Here is an 18727-nt window from a genome sequence, read left to right as displayed (position 1 = left end):
GGGATGATCCGGCTTGCAGCGGCCATTCTCCTGACAGGCGCGGCGTTCCTTGCGAATGCCGCGCCTGTCATGGCGGACCGGAAGGAAACGGCGGCGCTCGATCCTGGGGCGCGCAATCCGCTCCTGCCCGGCTACTTCGCCGACCCGTCGATCGTGGAGCACGAGGGCGAGTGGTTCGTCTTCGCCACCGAAGACCCCTGGGGCGGGGACAGGCTGGGCCTCTGGCGCTCCCGCAATTTCCGCGACTGGACCTTCTCCGAGCCGAACTGGCCTACGAAACAGGCCGCCACCAGCCCCACCTCCAACAAGAGCAAGGTCTGGGCTCCCTCGGTGGTGCGCGGGCGCGACGGGCGGTTCTGGATGTATGTCTCGGTCGGCAGCGAGGTCTGGGTGGGCGTGGCCGATCATCCGGCCGGGCCATGGCGCGACGCCAATGGCGGCCGCCCGCTTATCCCCGGCAACTACCGCCCCGGCTATCACATGATCGATGCCGAGGCCTTCATCGACGATGACGGCACCGCCTATCTCTACTGGGGCTCCGGCCTCAACTGGGTGAACGGTCGCTGCTTCGTGGTGCGCCTCAAGCCCGACATGGTGACTTTCGACGGCGAGCCGCAGGACGTGACCCCGGCGCACTATTTCGAAGGTCCGTTCCTGTTCAAGCGTGGCGGGCGTTATTTCCTGACCTACAGCTGGGGCAACACCACGAAGGACACCTATCAGGTGCGCTACGCCGTGGGCTCTTCGCCGCTGGGGCCGTTCACCGAGCCCGAGGACGCCCCGATCCTCGCCACGGACGCGGCGCGGGACGTTATCAGCCCCGGGCATCATGCGGTGTTCTCGGCGGCCGGGCGGGATTACATTCTCTATCACCGGCAGGCGCTGCCGTTCCCCGCAGCGGACGGCAAAGTGCGCAGGCAGGTCGCGGTGGACCGGCTGCTGGTCGAGGGGGACCGGCTGCGCGCGGTCCGTCCCACGCACAGCGGGCCTGACATTCCGGGCACTGCCGCGCATCGGCGCACCGGGAGATTCATGCAGATCAGTGCTTCCGGCATGCTGGACGCGGCCCATGCCGCGGCCCTCGCGAGAGACGACAACTACGCCACCGGCTGGGTCTCTCCGGCGGAAGACGGCGCATGGCTGCAGGCCGACGCCGGACGCAGGCGCCGGATCGGCGCAAGCGAACTGCGCCCTGCCGATCCGGTCACGCCGTTCTCCTTCCGCCTCCTCGCCTCGGACGACGGCAGGCAATGGCGGACCGTTCACGAGGGGCACGACCGGTCCGGTTCGCCCGTGGTCCTGCCCTCCCCGGGTTCTGCCCGATACTTGCGGATCGTCTTCGACGGTCCCGCCGCCATCCTTGAATGGAGTTTCCCCCGATGATGCCGCCGAGACACTTCCTGCTGGCAACCGCCGGCCTCGCGATCGGCATCGCCACGTCGGCATCGGCGGCCTCCCCGGTGCCCAGGCCGATCCAGCCCCAGATCTCCGATGAGCGGCCAGACTGGGAGAATCCGGCCGTCTTTGCCCGGAACAAGCTGCCCGCCCGCGCCACCGGTTTCCCTTTCGAGGACCGCGAGCGCGCCATTGCCGGCGACCGTACACACTCCCGGCGTTTCCTATCGCTCGACGGAACGTGGAAGTTCGATTTCACGCCCGGCGCCGATGCCGCGCCGGAACACTTCTTCCGTCCGGACTACGATGTCTCGGGCTGGAAGCCGATCCAGGTTCCGGCCGACTGGCAGACGCAGGGTTTCGACCGCCCTCTCTACAACAACGTCCAGTATCCGTTCCCGCCCAACCGCCCGCTGATTCCGCACGATGCCAATCCGGTCGGCTCCTATCGCCGCGATTTCGACGTTCCGGCCGATTGGAAGGGTAGCGACGTGATCCTGCATATCGGTGCGGCGGGTTCGGCCTACCGCGTCTGGGTGAACGGGCAGGAAGTGGGCTACAGCGAGGATTCCAAGCTCCCTTCCGAATTCGATCTGACGCGCCTGGTGAAACCGGGGCGCAATTCGGTATCGATCCGGGTCTGGCGCTGGTCGGACGGCAGCTATCTGGAAGACCAGGACTTCTGGCGCGTTTCCGGGATCGAGCGTTCGGTCTATCTCATCGCCGCGCCGCGCGCGCGGGTGGACGATGTCTTCGCCCGGGCCGGGCTTGCCAATGATTACCGCGACGGGACGCTCGATCTTGCGCTCAAGACTTCATCCGCCGCGCGCGGGCTTACCGTGCGGGCCACGGTGCTGGACGGCGACAAGGCGCTGCTTGCCCGCAGCGTGAAAGTCTCAGGTGAAAACGTCACGCTGGACGGCGTGATCCCCGGCGTGCGTCCCTGGACGGCGGAAACGCCCGACCTTTACACCCTGCTTGTGGAACTGGTGGACCGCAAGGGACGCACCCTGCAGGCCACCGCCCGGCGGATCGGCTTCCGTAACGTGGCCATGAAGAACGGCCTCGTCACCGTCAACGGACGCCCGATCACCATTCGCGGCGTCAACCGGCATGAGCATGACCCGGAGCACTTCCATGTGATCTCGGAGGAATCCATGCGCCGCGACATCGAACTGATGAAGCGCAACAACGTCAATGCGCTGCGCACCTCGCACTATCCCAACGATGAGCGGCTCTACGATCTGGCCGACGAATATGGCCTCTACGTCATGGACGAGGCGAATATCGAGAGCCACGAATACCTCTCGGCCGCGAACCGCGCCAAGGACGACAAGACCTATCTGCTCGGTTACGACCCGGCCTGGGAAGCCGCGCATGTCAGCCGCGTCACCAACATGGTGGAGCGCGACAAGAACCATGCCTCCGTGATCTTCTGGTCGCTCGGCAACGAGACGGGCGTGGGCCCCACGTTCGAGAAGGCGGCGGCCGCCGCCCGCGCGCTCGATCCCACGCGCCTGATTTCGTTCCTCGGCCATTCGCAGATCAGCGACCACCGCCCGAACGCCTATGCCGACATCTACGCACCGATGTACGATGGCATCGACAAGATGGTGGACTATGCCGCGCACCGCGAGCAGTTCCCGCAGCCGATGATCCAGTGCGAATATGCCCATATGCAGGGCAATTCCGGCGGCAATTTCAAGGAGATCTGGGACACGATCCATGCCCATGAGGACCGCTTGCAGGGGGGCTTCATCTGGGACTGGGTGGACCAGTCGATCTACCGCTACGCTGCCGATGGCCGCCGCTACTGGGGAGACGGCAGTTCGTTCGGCCCCAATCCGCGCGGCGAGATCGAGTTCGGCGATGGGCTCAACCAGTCGGACCGCACCCCGAACCCGCAGCTTTTCGAAGTGCAGAAGGTCTATTCGCCGATCCAGTTCGCTGCGCTGGATGCCAAGGCGGGGCGGATCGAGGTGCTCAACCGCCACGATTTCCGCGATCTTTCGGGCTTCGACTTCGACTGGGAACTCGACGAGGACGGCGTGGCCATTGCCCGCGGCGCGCTTGCTGCGCTGGCCACGCCGGCACGCAGCAAGGAAGCCTTCTCGGTGCCGCTCCCTGCTTTCGCGCGCAAGCCGGGTTCGGAATACATGCTGACCTTGCGCGCCACCGCGAAGGATGGGGCGGTGCCGCTGGTCAAGGCCGGTCAAGTGGTCGGCTGGGAGCAGTTCTCGCTCGGTTCGAGTCCGCCGGCGGACGTGGCGCGACCGGTCAAGGTTGCACTGGTGCAGGATGCGGGCAGCTTCCGCCTCTCCGCCGGCGGTGCGACGCTGACGGTGGACCGCAAAACCGGTCTCGTTTCCGGCTATGCCGTGAAGGGCAGGGCCCTGCTGACGGGCGGAGCACCCAGCTTCACCCGGGCGCTGACGGACAACGACATCGGCACGCGGCCCAAGGGCGCCGACGCGCGCTGGGAAGCGATCGAGGCGGCGCGCAAGGTCGCCGCGATCAGCGCCGTAAAGACCGCCTCTGGCGCGGAAGTGACCGTGCGCTATGCCTTCGCGGATGGCGGGAGCAAGGCCGATGCCGTCCGTTTCGAGACGCATTACCGCATGGCAGGGGACGGCAGCGTCGAGGTGGAAGGCGCATTCACGCCGCTGGCGAAAGACCTGCCCGATCCACTGCGCATCGGCTTCGCCTTTACCACCGTCGGCACGTTCAAGACGGTGGAATGGTATGGCCGGGGGCCGCACGAAAGCTATGCCGATCGCAAGACCAGCGCCATGATCGCGCTCTGGCGCGGGGCGATTGCCGATCAGAACCATGATTACCAGCGCCCGCAGGAAACCGGCACGAAAACCGATGTGCGCTGGATGCTGCTCTCCCCCGAGCACGGACCGTCCCTGCGCATCGCCGGGGATCGGCCGCTGACGATGAACGCGCTGGCCTTCCCCTATGCTGACCTGGCGCGCCGGGAACCGGGCACGCGCAGGAGCACTGACATCGTTCCGCAGGAAAACGGTTCGTTGATGGTCGATGCGATCCAGTCCGGCGTGGGCGGAGATACGACCTGGAACGCGGTGGGTCGCCCACTGCCGCAATATCGCGTACTCGTGGAGCCGCGCCGCTTCTCGTTCCGTCTCCAGCCACTTGCGGATGGCGCCGGCGAGAGCGAAAGCGCCAGGCCCGCGCAAGCGACCATTGTTCAGTGACTGGAGACCCGAGAATGCTTTTCGCCGCCATCGAGGCCGGAGGAACCAAATTCGTCTGCGGTATCGGCAGCAGCAAGGGATCGCTGCGCACCGAAGTGATCCCGACCACCGATCCCGCTGAAACGCTGTCTCGCGTGGAAGCCTTCCTTGACGCCGCGATTGCCGAATTCGGGCCGATCGCGGCGATCGGCATCGGTTCGTTCGGCCCGCTCGATCTCGATCCGGCTTCGCCGGGACACGGCCGCATACTCGCCACGCCCAAGCCGGGCTGGGAAGGCACGGACATGCCGGCCCGCCTGCGCGCCCGTTTCGGAGTGCCGGTCGGCATCGATACCGATGTCAATGCGGCTGCCTTCGCCGAAATGCGCCTGCACGGGGTGGACAACCTGGCCTATGTCACGGTGGGAACCGGAATCGGCGCTGGGATCGTGGTGCAGGGGCGCACGATGCGCGGCCTGGGGCATCCGGAGTGCGGCCATATCGCGGTAGCGCGACATCCCGCTCATGCCGATTTCGCCGGAATCTGCCCCTATCATGGCGACTGTCTGGAAGGCATGGCCAGCGGCCCGGCATTGCAGGCGGCCTGGGGTGCTTCCGCCAGCCATCTGCCGGAAGACCACCCCGCCTGGGATGCGCAGGCCGATTATCTCGGCCAGCTTTGCGTCACGCTGATTCTCACTGTTGCTCCGCAGCGGATCGTGCTCGGCGGCGGAGTGATGAACCGGCCTTTCCTGCTCGAACGCGTTCGCGCCGCCACCTTGCGGCGTTTGAACGGGTACTGCGTCCAGTGGGACGCGGCGAAGGCGAACGAGGCGCTCCTCCCGCCTCGTTCGCCGGAGGCCCCCGGACTTGTCGGCTCCTACCTGATCGCCGAAGCGGCTTCGGAGCAGTAGCCCGGCGGCGACTTAGGGCGCCGACCGGTTTCTGATCTTCGGCTTGCGATGCAGCCCGGTCTGCGGGCAAGCCTGAGGCTGATCCTTGCCGACGATCCGGCAGATGAAGGCGCCCTTCCGCCGCCCGGCGGTGTCAATCCGGTTGCGGGCATCGGCGGGCCATCCCGGACCCACGGCAATGCGGACCCGGCCGTCAGGATCGACCACGGCATTGCGGTCATGAACGCCGGGTCGCTGGAGGTGCTCGTACCAATAGCTGTAGACGTGAAGCGACCAGTAGCCCCTGAGGCCCGGCGGCATCGTCACTTCCAGCCATTCATGTTCCGCAAGGTCGAAGCCGCCCAGGAAATAGCGGGTATCGCCGTCCCCCTGGACCGTCTCGGCCAGTTCGCGCGGCGCGGTGTCCAGCCGGTTTTGCAGTTCCAGCGCAGCGGCTGTCCATTGCAGGTATTCGGCAAGGTTCGCGCGCAGCATCCCCGCCGCGCGGACGAGGGCCTCGTCACCATTCCCGGGAGCAAGGGCGGGCGCCGGGGCGGGATTGTCGCTGGCGAGCTCGAGGGCGGCGGGCAGGGACGTGTCGCGGTGGAGGATACGGCACATCACGATGCGCGCCTCTGGCGGTATCGCCAGCCCGTGCGGACCCGCGGCATCGGGTGCAAGGTCGATCGCAAACGTGCCGTCCGGGCAGGTCGCAGGGTCGAACGCGGCATGACCGACCAGAAGCGGCGCACCGTTGCGGCCCAGTGCAAACAGGCTCACGGAGACGCGTTCCGACCCGTTCAATATGCCGGAAAGGCGGTAGCGCCCTGCAGGATCGATCGCCGCATGATACAGCAGGTAATCGGGGTTGGGGCCGCCGTGGACGGGAAGGGCGCGTGTCAGGCCGCCTGCGCGGAAGTGATGGCCCAGCAGCCCGCCGCCCAGTGCGGCGGCCACCATCCGGTTGACGTAGGCCTGCCCTTCGGCGGCGGTGTCCGGGTCGGGTGCGGTGGCGGCAACGAGGCCCCGGGCATCGCCGATGGCGGCGTTCAGCGTTTCCCAGCCAGCGCTCATGCGGTCGCTCCGGCGCGGGCAGTGCCTTCGGCTTCGGAGGGGATGGCGAAGCGGCCGATGTAGTCGGCGAACTCTGCGCGCAGGTCATCCGCGTCGAGCCCGTATTGCTCCAGCGAATAGTCGTTGCGGCCGCGCGCATGCCTCGGGTTGGCCTCATGCCAGTCCGCCACGGCGCGCGATACGCTTTCCGGCGTGTCGATGCCGATACCCGCATGGATGCGTCGCAGTTCTCCCACGGGACTTGCGACGAGCGCGTAATAGTCCACGTGGACAACCCGGCCGCCCTGTGGCCCCCTGTCGAATTCCAGGATGCGGTCGACATGCCGGCGGATGAAGGCGCGCATATCCCTGCCCACTTCGTGCCTGTCTACCGGACCGGCGGCGCGGGACGAGCGCAGGTTCCACGTCATCTTGGCGATCGAGGCCACGACCTGGGCCGGATCGCGATGGGTCATGACCATGCGCGCGTCGGGATGGACGGCGAGGATCGCATCCATGGCAAGGACGTGGTTGGGGTACTTGAGCGCCCAGGGCTTTCGCGGGCCCTGCCACTGCAGGCACTGGAGCTGCCGCTTGTGGATGCGGTAACTGGCTTCCAGGTCGAGCCCCTGCGTCAGCCATTCGAAATAGGCGGGTACGCGGTAGAGGTTGTGCAATCCCGCCGCGCCCCAGCTCTGTTCGAGGAAGGCGTGGCATTCGTCGGACCCATCCTCGTCATAGAGGTGCAGCGCCTCGAAGCCTTCGAAATGGCCGCGGCGCTTCTGCATTTCCGTCCAGGCCGCGCGGCGTGGTGCGATCGAGGCGGGGTCGAAGCCCGGCGGCGGCGAGGGCAGGGTCGATTCCCAGGTGCGGATCAGGCGGAAGCGGGGGTCCCGGTCGAACAGGTACTGGAAATAGGTTGTGCCGGAGCGCGGCAGGCCCATCAGGAAGACCGGAGCCTCGATCCGCTCCTCGCCGATTTCCGGCTGGTCGCGCAGCCATTTGAGGCTTTCGAGGCGGTTCACCGCATCCATCGTCAACATGGCGCGCGTTCCCGCTTCGCCTTCGGCCGACATCGAAAAGCTTTCCCGCAGAGAAGCCAGCAGGTGTTCGAGATTCTGGCGGGCGCCGGGATCGGTATCGGCAATGCCGACCTTCGCCTCTGCCTCGCCGATGATCGTCGCCGCGTCGAGCATCCCTGTTCTCCCCCGTTTTGCAGCCGGCTTTCTGTTCTTTGCCCGGCCGTTTCCCGAACATGACGCAAAGCGCCGTGGCCGTCGATTGGCGTGCCGGCGGCATCGCCGGCGGGGTAGCGGGATCGGCAGGGCGATGAAGGCCGGGTAAACCCGGATGGCCGTGCGGCTTGGCGCGCCGCGCCTGCTGGTCTATGGGCCCGCCCCGGCGTTCGCGGTGAGCGTACCACCTGGGAATCGTAATGGCAGCAGCAAAAGACCTCATGCAACTCGGCACTCTCGTGGCGGCGCGCCATGGCTGGCCGGAAGCGAAGGCGTTCAAGGCCTACGAACTGGGCGATGCCGATCGGATGAAGCTTGCGGGCACGGCGGTCGAACTCCTGAAGGTCTTCCCCAAGACGCCTGGCGGCAATGCCGCTTATCTTACCGCTGCCTTCGCGGTGCAGCTCGATCGCCATCTGGCCGCGCCGGTCCATGTCGTTGCGGGAACCCTCGCGGTGGATGGCAAGCCCGTCTACGGGGATCGCCGGCCGTTTGACGGACCCGCCGTTTTCGGCGACGACGAGCCACAGTGGAACGGACACTTGTGGGTGATGGTCGGCCCCTTCATCGCCGATATCGCGATCTTCCGTGCAGCCAACTCCAGCGATTGCCCGCCCGAACTCGCCCGCCATGTCCATTCGGTGTTCGGACAGGACAAGGGGCTCTACGTGGATCACTGGCGCCGTTCGCGGCAGGTCGGCCTGAGCTACGAGCCGCAATATGTGCTGAGCCGCGACGAGGTGACGCAGCTCATGGGCGGGGCCTATCGCCTGCTGCAGGGTTCCTGACGGCAAGGCGGGGCACGTTTCCGGCCCCGCCGACTTTGACGGTTCCGGCGATTACTGCGGCGCAGTCACGCCGTGGCGGCCGAGAAACGCGAAGATCGTTTCCCAGACGTGCTTGCTGATCTTCGGCCCCTTCACCGCATGGGTATAGCCGGGATAGAGCATCATCTCGAAGGGCACCGCTTCGGCCTGCAGCCGGGAGATGAGCACGGTGCTGTTTTCGAACACCACGTTGTCGTCCGACATGCCGTGGATCAGCAGCAGCGGATCGCTGATCTTCGCCGCGTTCTCGATCGCGTCGGAGGCCTTGTAGGCTTCCGGCACAAGACGCGGGTCGCCCATGTACCGTTCGGTGTAATGGGTGTCGTAAAGCTCCCACTTCGTGACCGGGGCGCCGGAGATGCCTGCCGCGTAAAGGCCGTGATCGGCCTGAAGCATCTTCAACGTCATGTAGCCGCCGTAGGACCAGCCATAGGTCGCGATCTTCTTCGGGTCGACGAAGTCCAGGGACTTGAGATACGCCGCTCCCGAACGCTGGTCGGCCACTTCCACGGTGCCCATCTTGTGGCGAATCTGGCTTTCGAACGCCACGCCGCGATTGGGGCTGCCGCGATTGTCGATGCGGAAATAGATGTAGCCCTTGTCGACGATGGCCTGCGGAAGGGCGCCCAGCCACTGGCGCGCAACCTGCTGGCTATGCGGGCCGCCGTAGTGTTCGAAGAACACCGGGTAGCGCTTGCCGGGCTCCATCTTGGGCGTGATCATCAGCCAGTGCAGGTCGCTGCCGTCCTCGGCCTTGATTGTGCCGAAGGTGGGCGTGCGGTGCGCGGCAAGATAGGGCGCATAGGGATGCGCGCCGTCCAGCCGGTTTTCCTCCACCCAGGCGAGCCGCTTGCCATCGGCGTCGGCCACATAGCTTTGCGAAGGCTGGGTGGGCGAGGAGCGGGTGACGACCAGCGTGCGTCCGTCCTTGTTGGCAACGGCGGCGTTGAACCAGCCTTTCTCCGTCAGCCGCATCGGCGCGCCCGGCTTGGCAAGGTCGATGGCGTAGAGCTGCGGGGCCAGCACGTCGTCCTTCGTGCCGGTGAAGAGGACGCGTCCCCGGTCTTCATCGACCGATACGAGCCGGGTCACGGCCCAGTGTCCGGAGGTCAGCTGGCGCCATTTGCCGCCGGCGAAGTGGTAGAGGTGGCCGTAACCGTCCCGCTCCGACCACCAGACGAGGCTGCCGTCCTTGAGGAAGCGGTAATTGCTCGACAGGTTGATCCAGCTTTCCGGTGCCGCCGTCTCAGTGAAGAGCACGCGGCTCTTGCCGGTATCGGGATCGACCGCGAGCATGTCGATCCGGCTCTGCGCGCGGTCCTGCCGCTGGACATAAAGCGTCTTGCCGTCACGCGCCCAGTTGACGCGGGCAACGTAGATGTCGGTCTCCTTGCCGAGATCGACCTGCACCTTGCCGCTGCCGTCGGGCTTCATCACGAAGAGCGAGACGAGCACGTTGGGTGTTCCGGCGGCAGGATAGCGCTGCTCGTACGTGCGGGTGCCCTCGGCGCCGATCGCGGCGCGGGTTACGATCTTGACCGGCGCTTCGTCGTATCGCTCCACGGCGATACGGCTGTCGTCGGGCGACCACCAGTAGCCCGCCATGCGGTCCATCTCTTCCTGGGCGACGAATTCCGCCTCGCCCCAGTGGACGGTCTTTGCGCCTTCTTCCGGCGTGACGGGCTTCTGCGCGCCCTGTTCGAGCGAACCGACCCAGAGCCGCTGGTCCCGCACGAAGGAAAGGTACTTGCCGCCGGGGCTGAGCGCGGAATTCAATTCGTCTTCGGGGGAATCGGTGAGGCGCCGCACCGAACCGTCCAGCCCGGCAAGATAGAGATCGCCGTCCAGCGGGACGATGATCGAGCGGCCATCGTCGCTCCAGCCATAGGCGACGATGCCCTTGAGGTCTCCCACGCGCTTGCGTTCGCGCTGCATCTTCTCCGCTTCTGACAGCGCGCGGTTGGAGCCGAGCTTGAGCGAATCCACCAGCATCCGCCATTCGCCGCTTTCGCGGTCGTAGCCCCAAAGGTCGTAGCGCTGGCGGTCCTCGGTGCGGTTGCGCAGCAGGGTGAGATAACGTCCGTCGGGCGAGATCTTCACCTCGCGCGGCTGCGGGCCGTCGAGCGAGGGGCTGGCGAAGACGCGCTCGAAATCGAGGTGCGGAGCGGCCGGAGCCGGGGGCTGCCCTGAAGATTTTTGGGTCACGGAAGCGGCCTCGGCGGAGATGGAAGCGATGGGGACTGTGGCACACAGGGCGGCGATCAGCATGGCGATTCTGGACATCGCCACTGTGCCTAATCGCTCCGCGCGGGACAGACCAGCCGGGCGGCACAGATTTCGACAGTGCCGCTGTGCCAGCGCTGCGAGCCGGACGCCGCTTTTCGGGTTCAGGGAATCACGCCCTTGGCGGCGAGGTCCACATGTTCCTTGCCGACAGCCGCAGGCGGCACCTTGCCCCCATCGCGCACAGCCTTGACCTCGGCGGGCGTGAACGGTTTCACCGGCTTGCCGCCCTTGCCCAGCGACACGAGGTGGTTGAGCACGTCTGCCACGTCCTGGTCCTTCATCATGCCCATCGCGGGCATCATTCCGCCGATCTTCCGGCCGTCCACGGTGATCGGGCCGGTCACGCCGAACAGCACGGCCTTGACGAGATAGGCACGGCCCGCCGGCGATCCGGCGATCTGCGCGGCGCGGCCGTTCAGGCGTGGAAACTGGCCTGGAGCGCCGGCCCCATCGGCCTTGTGGCACATCGCGCAGCGTGCGCCGTAGACCTGCGGCCCTGCCGACAGTGCGGGCGCGGCGAGGAAAAGCGCCGGAATGAGCGACGCGGCGAGCATTCTTTTCATGGAGCGGATCATTCCCGTCATGGTGGGAGACATTTCAATACTTGACGATCATCCAGTATTCGTCAAGCGGCCAAATCGATGGCCGATATGGAAAAAACCTGAGTGCCTATCGGTCGTCGCTGCCTTCGTGTATGCGTCATTTACCCCATGCGGGCGTTCATGGCGCAAGGCCTCGGCAACGCCCCGTCTCATCAGCGTGGGGCCGGCCGATGCGGTGTCCTTGCAACTGCGTCGTTCGTGCTGCCGCCAGTGCCCTGGCTGCGGCCTCGATTGTGATTCAAGAGGTAGTCCGTGGCCCAGATCGACAGTGATTCCGTCTCCCGTCCCGGCGTCTATGCACGCGGCACCGAGACGGTAGACGCGATTCTCAAGGCGGCGCTCAGCGTCCTGATCGAAGAGGGGGCAACGGCTTTCACGATCCGCCGCGTCGCCGCCGCCTGCGGATTGCGGGTGGGCAACGTCAGCTATCATTTCCCGCGCAAGGAAATGCTGGTTCAGGTCCTGCTGGACGACATCATGGCGCATTACGATGCCAAGCTGGAAGTGAACGTCCGTCAGGCCGAAATCCCGGACGAAGACCGTCTGCGACTGGTCATCACCATGTGTCTCGACGACATTTCGACCAAGCGCACCACGCGCCTGTTCACCGAGCTCTGGGCCCTGGCCAATCATAATGACTTCATCGCCGAGCGGATCCACGCATTCTACGGCAAGGTCCACGACGTTCTGAGCGAGCATATCCGTCCGCTCAATCCGAACCTGAGCGAGGATGAGGTTCGCACCCTGGCGCTGTTCATAAGCGCTTCGATGGAAGGCACCACGCCGTTCCTCGGCTTCGACAAGCCGTGGAAGGCCCGGATGCCCGCAATCACCGCGATCTCGCTCGAATGGTTCGTGCACCTTGTCAAAAATGTGAAACCCGGTGACATTGCCAGCCTGACAAGCGCCCTGACGTGATCGACTCGGACGCGATCGGGAGGCGCGGGGCGGAAAGGTAACCTGAGGGGCCAAGGCACGGACAATCGTGCCATGGTACAGGGGGTTATCGTGGGTTCGCACAGCTTTCGTGATCGTCTCGTCCTGCCTGCCGTCGCCGTTGCGTCGCTGGCTCTGCTTCAGCCGGGTATCGACCCGGTCTTTCTCACCCTGTTGACCGCGGCCCATCATGTGCCGCCGGAATCGCATGGCTGGATCGTCGGCGCGACGCAGGGCGGCATGGCGCTCGGCTCGGTAACGGCATGGGTGTTCGGGCGCGATATGCCGGGCCGCCTCTTCGTGCTCGCTGCGCTTGGGGCCTTCGTTGCGGGGCTGGCTACCGTAAACGTCGGCGCGGCCATGCCGCTCATGGCGATCCGCGCGGGCTACGGCATGGCAATGGGCCTCCTTTACACGCATGCCATGGCAAGTGCCGCGCAGAACCGTCCCTCAGGCGCCTATGGCGCGGTGTTCCTGGTGCAGCTTGTCATTTCCACCGTCGTGGCGGTGCTTCTCCCAATAGTGTCTGACATGCTCGGGCCGAGGATGGCGCTGATGACACTTTGCCTCGCGCCGCTCGCGGTGCTTGCGGCGTTTCTGCTGTTCCCGGCGGCACTGGGCGGGGCGGCGGTACCCGGCTCTTCCCCGGCCAGATGCCCTGCCGCACCGGCGGGTGAGGAGCGTCAACCCGTTGGAATGCAGGGCTGGCTCTACGCGGCGTCGGCGCTCGCATTCATTTGCGCGACGATGATGGTCTGGTCCTTTACCGGCGCATTGGCGATCGAGTGGCGGATCAGTGAGGACGTGGTGGGGCGGGCCGTGGCAATGGGCTCCATCGCGGGCGCGGCGACGGCACTCGCCGTCATGCGCGAGAAGCCGGTAGTTCCGCCCGTCGTCAGCGGCCTTGTGGCGGGGGCGATGCTGCTGGCGCCGATCGCCGGCGCTCGCGGCGGAGACATGGCCTTCGTGCTGGCGATCGTGCTGTTCAATCTCGGCTCCACCGCAATCATCGTGCGTACGTCCGGCCTCGCTTCGGGGGCGAGCGAGGACCGGCTGTTTCGCCGCTTCGTTACCTGCACGCACAGCCTCGGCATGATCGCGGGTCCGGTCCTGGGAGGCATCGCCACATGGCTTATGGGCGCGCTCGGATTGCCGGTCATGGCGGCCCTCGCCATTGTCGCCGGTTGCCTCGCGCTGGGGATCGCGGGGTTCCGGGCGAGGCCTTCGCGCGATGATGCGGTACAGCATGACGAGCCGCAGAATGACCTCGCACTCGCTGTCTCGTTCGGCTGACGGGCGGGGTAAATGACGTATTCCCGCAGCCCCGGCGCCGATCCTAACAGGGGTGCCGGAAGATTTTGCAACTGCACAAAATTGACGCTTGACCAAAATTTGAAGGTCGTCCAGTTTTCTTCCGACAGATAAGGGGAATCGGGCATTTCCCCAAACAACAGGGGGCTGACGAGAGATGAGCGCGTCGCGTATCCATGGCGGCCGGGCTGGTCCCAGCGATAGAGATTCCGTGCGGCCCATGACGCCGCATGTCACGCAGGAAAGCTTATCCCGCCGCGCATCGGCGGCGTGGCGCGGTCTCGGCGCGCGGCGCATTCCGTTTGCGGTGATGTTGCTGGCGGGGGCCTGCACCGTGCCGATGATGGTCGGCGCCCAGGTCGGCGGCGAGGTTGAGGCGGACAAGGATCCGGCGGACTGGGTGGAACGCGAGGCGGGCATTCCCGTCACCGACCAGCTCACCATGGAGAAGTGCGGCACCTGCCACACGCCGGACGCCAAGGGCAATCTCTCGCGCATTTCCTGGATCCGCGCGACGCCAGAGGGCTGGTCTCAGGCCATCAAGCGCATGGTCAAGCTCAACGGCCTGTCGATCGAGCCTGAAGAGGCGCGGCAGGTGGTGAAGTATCTCTCCACCCAGCACGGCCTCGCGCCCGAGGAAGCCCGCTCGGTCATGTACCTCGCCGAACGCCGCATCCTTGACGAGACGAACATCCCCAACGAGGCGGTGCGGCAGGCCTGTGCAAGCTGCCATGCCTTTGCGCAGCCGATGTCCTCCCGCCGCAGCAAGCGCGAATGGGCGCTGCTGCAGAACATGCACATGTCGCTCTATCCAACCGCGCAGATGGCTTACGAGCGGCCCGACCCGGCCCATGCCGGGGACGATGATGGCGAAGACGGCAAGAAGCCCGAAAAAGTCGCGAAGATCGCGCTGGAATATCTCGCCAAGGCGGCGCCGCTGCATACGCCGGAATGGGCGGCCTGGCAGCCGCGTATCCGCACCCCGATGCTGGGCGGCAAATGGGCGGTCAGCGCCTCTCTGCGCGGGCAGGGCCGCTTCGTGGGCGAAATGACGATCCAGCCCAAGCCCGGCTCGAACGAGTTCACCACCGTCACGACCCTGCGCTCGCTCGATACCGGGAAGACCTTCACCCGCAAGGGTTCGGCGCTGGCCTATACCGGCTTTTCGTGGCGCGGTACCTCCACCGGCGGTTCCGCCGCTCTGGCGCGGCCGGACGACATGACCGGCACCCTGCGCGAGACGATGTGGTTCTCTCCCGACCAGACTTTCGCCGAAGGGCGCTGGTACTGGGGCGAATATCACGAGTTCGGGCTCGACGTGAAACTGACCCGCGCCCTGGGCGCACCGGTGCTTGCCGCTGCGGCTCCAGAGGCACTCAAGACGGGTACAAAGGGGGCAGAAGTGCACCTGTACGGTGCCGACCTGCCTTCGGGCCTCACCCCGGGTGAAGTCGATTTCGGTGCCGGCGTGACGGTGCGCAAGGTCGCCTCGGCAAGCCCGAACGAACTGGTGGTGACAGTGGATGCCGATGCCGATGCGATGCCGGGGCTGCGCGACGTTTCGCTGCGCGGCGCGGTGCTCCAGAAGGCGCTGCCGGTCTACAGGACGATCGATTACCTGAAGGTCACGCCGGAAACCTCGCTCTCCCATCTTGGCGGCATCAAGTACGGCAAGGGCTACGAGCAGTTCGCGGCGCAAGGCTGGTCTTCCGGTGCCGACGGCAAGCCGGGCACGGCGGACGACTTCGTGGTCCGCACCGTCGATGCCGACTGGAAGCTCGATGAGTTCCGCACCGTCACTTACGACGACGATGTCAGCTACGTCGGCAAGATCGACAATGCCGGGTTCTTCACCCCCGGCGAGGAAGGGCCCAATCCGGCCCGCCGCTTCATGCGCAACAATTACGGCGAAGTCTGGGTGGTCGCCACCGCCCGGTCCGAAAAGGACAAGTTCGGCAAGCCGCTCGCCGCGCGCGCCTATCTCGTCACCACCGTCCCCGCGTACAAGCGCTGGGACCAGCCGGAGGTCTCGCAATGAACACGATGACATCGCTGAAGGCCGGACGCTACAGCATCGGCGAACTGCACGAGTTCGAGGCCGAAGGGCAGGGCTTCGCCTATCTCGTCGGCGCGGGCGCGATCTTCGCGCTGGACGAAGGCGCGCGGGCGGTGATCGCCCGGTTGCGCCGCGAGGAACTGTCGCACGCAGAGCTGGTTTCCGCGCTGACCGCGCATGGCCATTCGGCGGCCGATGCGGAGGATCTGATCCGCGAACTGCTCTATGTGCGCGGGATCGTCTCCGACCGGATCGCTCCCGCTGAAGCGCCGGTGCCCACCAGCCCGCCGGCCGATTTTCCGCTTCAGGCGCTGGTGCTCAACGTTACCAACCAGTGCAACCTCGCCTGCACCTACTGCTACGAATTCGGCGCGGACAAGATCGCCACGCCTGCGGGCAAGCCGAAGTTCATGACGCTGGATACGGCCAGGTCGTCGGTCGATTTCCTGCTGGCGGAATCCGGCAGTCGCAAGGCCGTGCACATCACCTTCTTCGGCGGCGAGACGCTGATGAACTTCAAGCTGCTGCGCGACGTGGTGCTCTACGCCAACGAGCGCGCCGCGGCGCAGGGCAGGGCGATCACCTATAGCCTGACCACCAATGCCACCCTGCTGACGGATGAGATCATCCAGTTCCTGTCGGACCAGCAGGTCGGCGTCACCGTTTCAATGGACGGTCCGCCCGAATTGCAGGATCGCCACCGCGTCTACAAGAACGGCAAGGGCAGCTACGCGGTGATGGAGCCGCGCCTGCGCAAGCTGATCGCCACGCACAAGACCCGCGCGATCACCGCGCGCGTGACGCTGACCGAAGGTGTCACCGACGTGATCCGCATCTTCCGCCACCTGAAGGACGATATCGGCTTCCACGAGGTCGGCTTCGCGCCGGTCACCAATTCCGGCGATCAGGCCTACGGTCTTGACGACGGCGGCATGGGCACGGTGCTGGCGGGCTTCCACGCCCTGGCGGACGAATGGCTGGAACATGCCCTGCGCGGGCAGATGCACGGCTTTTCGAATGTCTCGGAAACGATCGGCGAACTGATCCAGGGCGTCAACAAGTCGCACCCCTGCGGTGCCGGGATCGGCCTGCTGGGCGTCAGCCCTTCGGGCGACCTGTCTCCCTGCCACCGCTTCACCGATGCCGATACCCACACGCTGGGCCACATCTCCAGCGGCATCGACAGCGAGAAGCGCGAGGACTTCCTGTCGCGCGGACATGTCGGCGCGAAGTACGAATGCCAGAGTTGCTGGGCGCGTCCGCTCTGTGCGGGTGGCTGCCATCACGAGGCTTTCGTGCGCTACGGCGATACCGGCCACGCCAACCTGCACTATTGCGACTGGATCCGCGAATGGACCGATCGCTGCCTGAAGATCTACGGCGCGGTCGCCGCGCGAAACCCTGAATTCCTGGAACTTTTCGCGGCACGAAAGGCCCTGTCATGAAGCACTTGAAGCCGATCAACCGCAAGGCGCAGCGGATCGACGACATGGTGGCCCCGGCACTCGAAGCCTCCACCGAGGAAGACGTGGTGGCTCTTCAGCAGGCGCCGCGCCCGCACGTGCCGATGGGCTGCACGCTGTCGTTCTCGCCCGGCTGGGAAGTCGATGCCGGAGGCGGCACGGCGGGCCTGTGCCAGCCTGTGGAGCGCGACATCTACGATTGCTACGTCACCTGCTTCTGGCCGGTGCAGGTGCCCGATCACGTCAACTATTCGCCGGACTGGGCCAGCAACTGCGCCGTGGCGACCAAGGACTGGCGCAATCTCGACCTGGTGTTCCCATGAACTGCGCGCCTCCCCCTCACCCGGCCCGTCGCTCGCATTCTGGGAACGCCCGCATGAAGACCCTTCGCCTCGGCCTTGCCGGGCTTGCCTCGGCTCTCGCATTCGCCGCAATACCTTCGCAGGCCGGCACCATCGTGCTGGGCGGCTATCCCGACCAGATCCAGTTCGTTGACGATGCCAGCGGCAAGGTCGTCCAGAAGGTCACGCTGGAAACCGGGCTGCCGGACAACATCCAGCTTTCGGCGGATCGTTCGAAGATCTACGTCACCACGCTGACGACATCGGGGATCGAGGTTCTGGATGCCGCCTCGCGCAAGGTGGTGAACAAGTTCAGCCTCAACACGCCGACCACGCGCTATCGTTTCACCGGCGGCGTGGCCGATCCCACGGGGCGCTGGTTCTACACGGTGGCCCAGCACTACGACAAGGAGATCGATCTCTACCGCGTCAGCAAGCCGCAATACGTGGTGATCGACCTCAAGACCCAGAAGATCGCCCGCGCCGTCGATATCGACAAGGAAGACGAAGGGCCGGGCTATCGCACGCGCCTTGCCATCGCGCCTGACGGCAAGACGCTCTACGTCTTCGACAAGAAGATCCGGGTGATCGACACCGCCACGCTCAAGGTGGCGGACCGCATCGACCTCGCCAAGCCGGAAGATCCCGGCATGCGCGATGTCAGCATGGGCGGCACGCTGGAAACGCTGCACGATCCCAATGCCTATGTCTCGGTGTTCAACGCCGCCGATCCCTACATCCACAACAAGGTCTTCGGCATCGCCCGCTTCGACCTGACCTCGCGCGAGTTCAAGTTCACGCCGATCGGTCCGGCGCCGGATTCGATGTCGGGCCTGCAGGTCACGCCGGACGGCAAGCAGGGCTATACCGTGGCCGAAACCGGCAAGCTGGGGGCCAAGCGCTGCGAGTTCTGGCACTTCGACCTCACCACCAACACCGCACTGGAAAAGTCGGAGTTTCCCTGCCGTTCGCGCTATTACTTCGGCATGTCGCGCGATGGGAAGAAGCTCTACATCTATGGCGCGGGCTTCGAGATTTCGGTCTTCGACGCGGCGACGCTCAAGCATGAACAGGACTGGGCGCTTGGCAACGACATCACCATGGCGGGCATCCTCACCACACCGTGAGGAGC

General features: G+C 65.8%; 14 protein-coding genes. 10 read left to right on the top strand and 4 right to left on the bottom strand.

Annotated features, from left to right (window positions below; genetic code table 11):
• The first annotated feature begins 3 nt into the window (after nucleotides 1–3).
• Genes ACXJ16_RS23390 through ACXJ16_RS23380 form a run of 3 tightly spaced genes read left to right on the top strand, consistent with a single transcriptional unit; the run spans nucleotide 4 to nucleotide 5506 of the window.
• On the top strand, nucleotides 4–1383 hold the full coding sequence (locus ACXJ16_RS23390; RefSeq protein ID WP_463922302.1) for a family 43 glycosylhydrolase: 1380 nt from the start codon (nucleotides 4–6) through the stop codon (nucleotides 1381–1383).
• Entirely contained in the window at nucleotides 1365–4613 is a 3249-nt protein-coding gene (locus tag ACXJ16_RS23385) for a glycoside hydrolase family 2 TIM barrel-domain containing protein (protein WP_463922300.1), read from the top strand. Before ACXJ16_RS23390 ends, ACXJ16_RS23385 begins: the two co-directional genes overlap by 19 nt.
• Nucleotides 4614–4627: 14 nt before the next feature.
• Nucleotides 4628–5506, top strand: a complete 879-nt coding sequence (locus ACXJ16_RS23380) for an ROK family protein (protein WP_054438608.1) — start codon at nucleotides 4628–4630, stop codon at nucleotides 5504–5506.
• 12 nt (nucleotides 5507–5518) lie between these two features.
• Here the strand turns inward: ACXJ16_RS23380 and ACXJ16_RS23375 are convergent, their stop codons facing one another.
• Both ACXJ16_RS23375 and ACXJ16_RS23370 read right to left on the bottom strand, forming a co-directional pair.
• Complete coding sequence (locus tag ACXJ16_RS23375) at nucleotides 5519–6559, bottom strand: DUF1254 domain-containing protein (protein WP_324699858.1); 1041 nt, start codon at nucleotides 6557–6559, stop codon at nucleotides 5519–5521.
• A complete protein-coding gene (locus tag ACXJ16_RS23370; protein ID WP_463922299.1) occupies nucleotides 6556–7734 on the bottom strand; it encodes a sulfotransferase family protein in 1179 nt (392 codons plus the stop codon). Before ACXJ16_RS23370 ends, ACXJ16_RS23375 begins: the two co-directional genes overlap by 4 nt.
• Before the next feature lie 239 nt (nucleotides 7735–7973).
• Here ACXJ16_RS23370 and ACXJ16_RS23365 point away from each other — a divergent pair, with 239 nt between their 5' ends.
• Nucleotides 7974–8561 (top strand): hypothetical protein, encoded by a 588-nt coding sequence (locus ACXJ16_RS23365; RefSeq protein ID WP_463922298.1) that lies wholly within the window; start codon nucleotides 7974–7976, stop codon nucleotides 8559–8561.
• Nucleotides 8562–8612: 51 nt separating this feature from the next.
• On the opposite strand, the gene ACXJ16_RS23360 is transcribed toward ACXJ16_RS23365, so the two are convergent.
• Complete coding sequence (locus ACXJ16_RS23360; RefSeq protein WP_454797959.1) at nucleotides 8613–10883, bottom strand: S9 family peptidase; 2271 nt, start codon at nucleotides 10881–10883, stop codon at nucleotides 8613–8615.
• Between the two features lie 104 nt (nucleotides 10884–10987).
• Nucleotides 10988–11449 (bottom strand): c-type cytochrome, encoded by a 462-nt coding sequence (locus ACXJ16_RS23355; protein ID WP_454797960.1) that lies wholly within the window; start codon nucleotides 11447–11449, stop codon nucleotides 10988–10990.
• 291 nt (nucleotides 11450–11740) lie between these two features.
• On the opposite strand from ACXJ16_RS23355, the gene ACXJ16_RS23350 reads away from it, so the two are divergent.
• From ACXJ16_RS23350 to ACXJ16_RS23325, 6 genes are all read left to right on the top strand, one after another.
• Nucleotides 11741–12406 carry a TetR/AcrR family transcriptional regulator gene (locus ACXJ16_RS23350; RefSeq protein ID WP_231635952.1) on the top strand — a complete coding sequence of 222 codons (666 nt, stop codon included), beginning with the start codon at nucleotides 11741–11743 and terminating at the stop codon, nucleotides 12404–12406.
• A 72-nt stretch (nucleotides 12407–12478) separates the two neighbouring features.
• Entirely contained in the window at nucleotides 12479–13717 is a 1239-nt protein-coding gene (locus ACXJ16_RS23345) for an MFS transporter (RefSeq protein WP_463922297.1), read from the top strand.
• Nucleotides 13718–13955: 238 nt separating this feature from the next.
• Complete coding sequence (peaA, locus tag ACXJ16_RS23340) at nucleotides 13956–15773, top strand: quinohemoprotein amine dehydrogenase subunit alpha (protein ID WP_324699848.1); 1818 nt, start codon at nucleotides 13956–13958, stop codon at nucleotides 15771–15773.
• Nucleotides 15770–17236 carry a quinohemoprotein amine dehydrogenase maturation protein gene (gene peaB, locus ACXJ16_RS23335; protein ID WP_231635951.1) on the top strand — a complete coding sequence of 489 codons (1467 nt, stop codon included), beginning with the start codon at nucleotides 15770–15772 and terminating at the stop codon, nucleotides 17234–17236. The genes peaA and peaB overlap by 4 nt, the downstream gene beginning before the upstream one ends.
• A complete protein-coding gene (qhpC, locus tag ACXJ16_RS23330) occupies nucleotides 17233–17577 on the top strand; it encodes a quinohemoprotein amine dehydrogenase subunit gamma (protein WP_054438587.1) in 345 nt (114 codons plus the stop codon). The genes peaB and qhpC overlap by 4 nt, the downstream gene beginning before the upstream one ends.
• Nucleotides 17578–17630: 53 nt before the next feature.
• Nucleotides 17631–18722: a YncE family protein gene (locus ACXJ16_RS23325; protein WP_132469660.1), complete on the top strand. Its 1092-nt coding sequence runs from the start codon at nucleotides 17631–17633 to the stop codon at nucleotides 18720–18722.
• Nucleotides 18723–18727: the final 5 nt, after the last annotated feature.

Source organism: Novosphingobium sp. TK71, from assembly GCF_055361505.1.
This window is presented reverse-complemented; position numbering and strand designations above follow the sequence as displayed.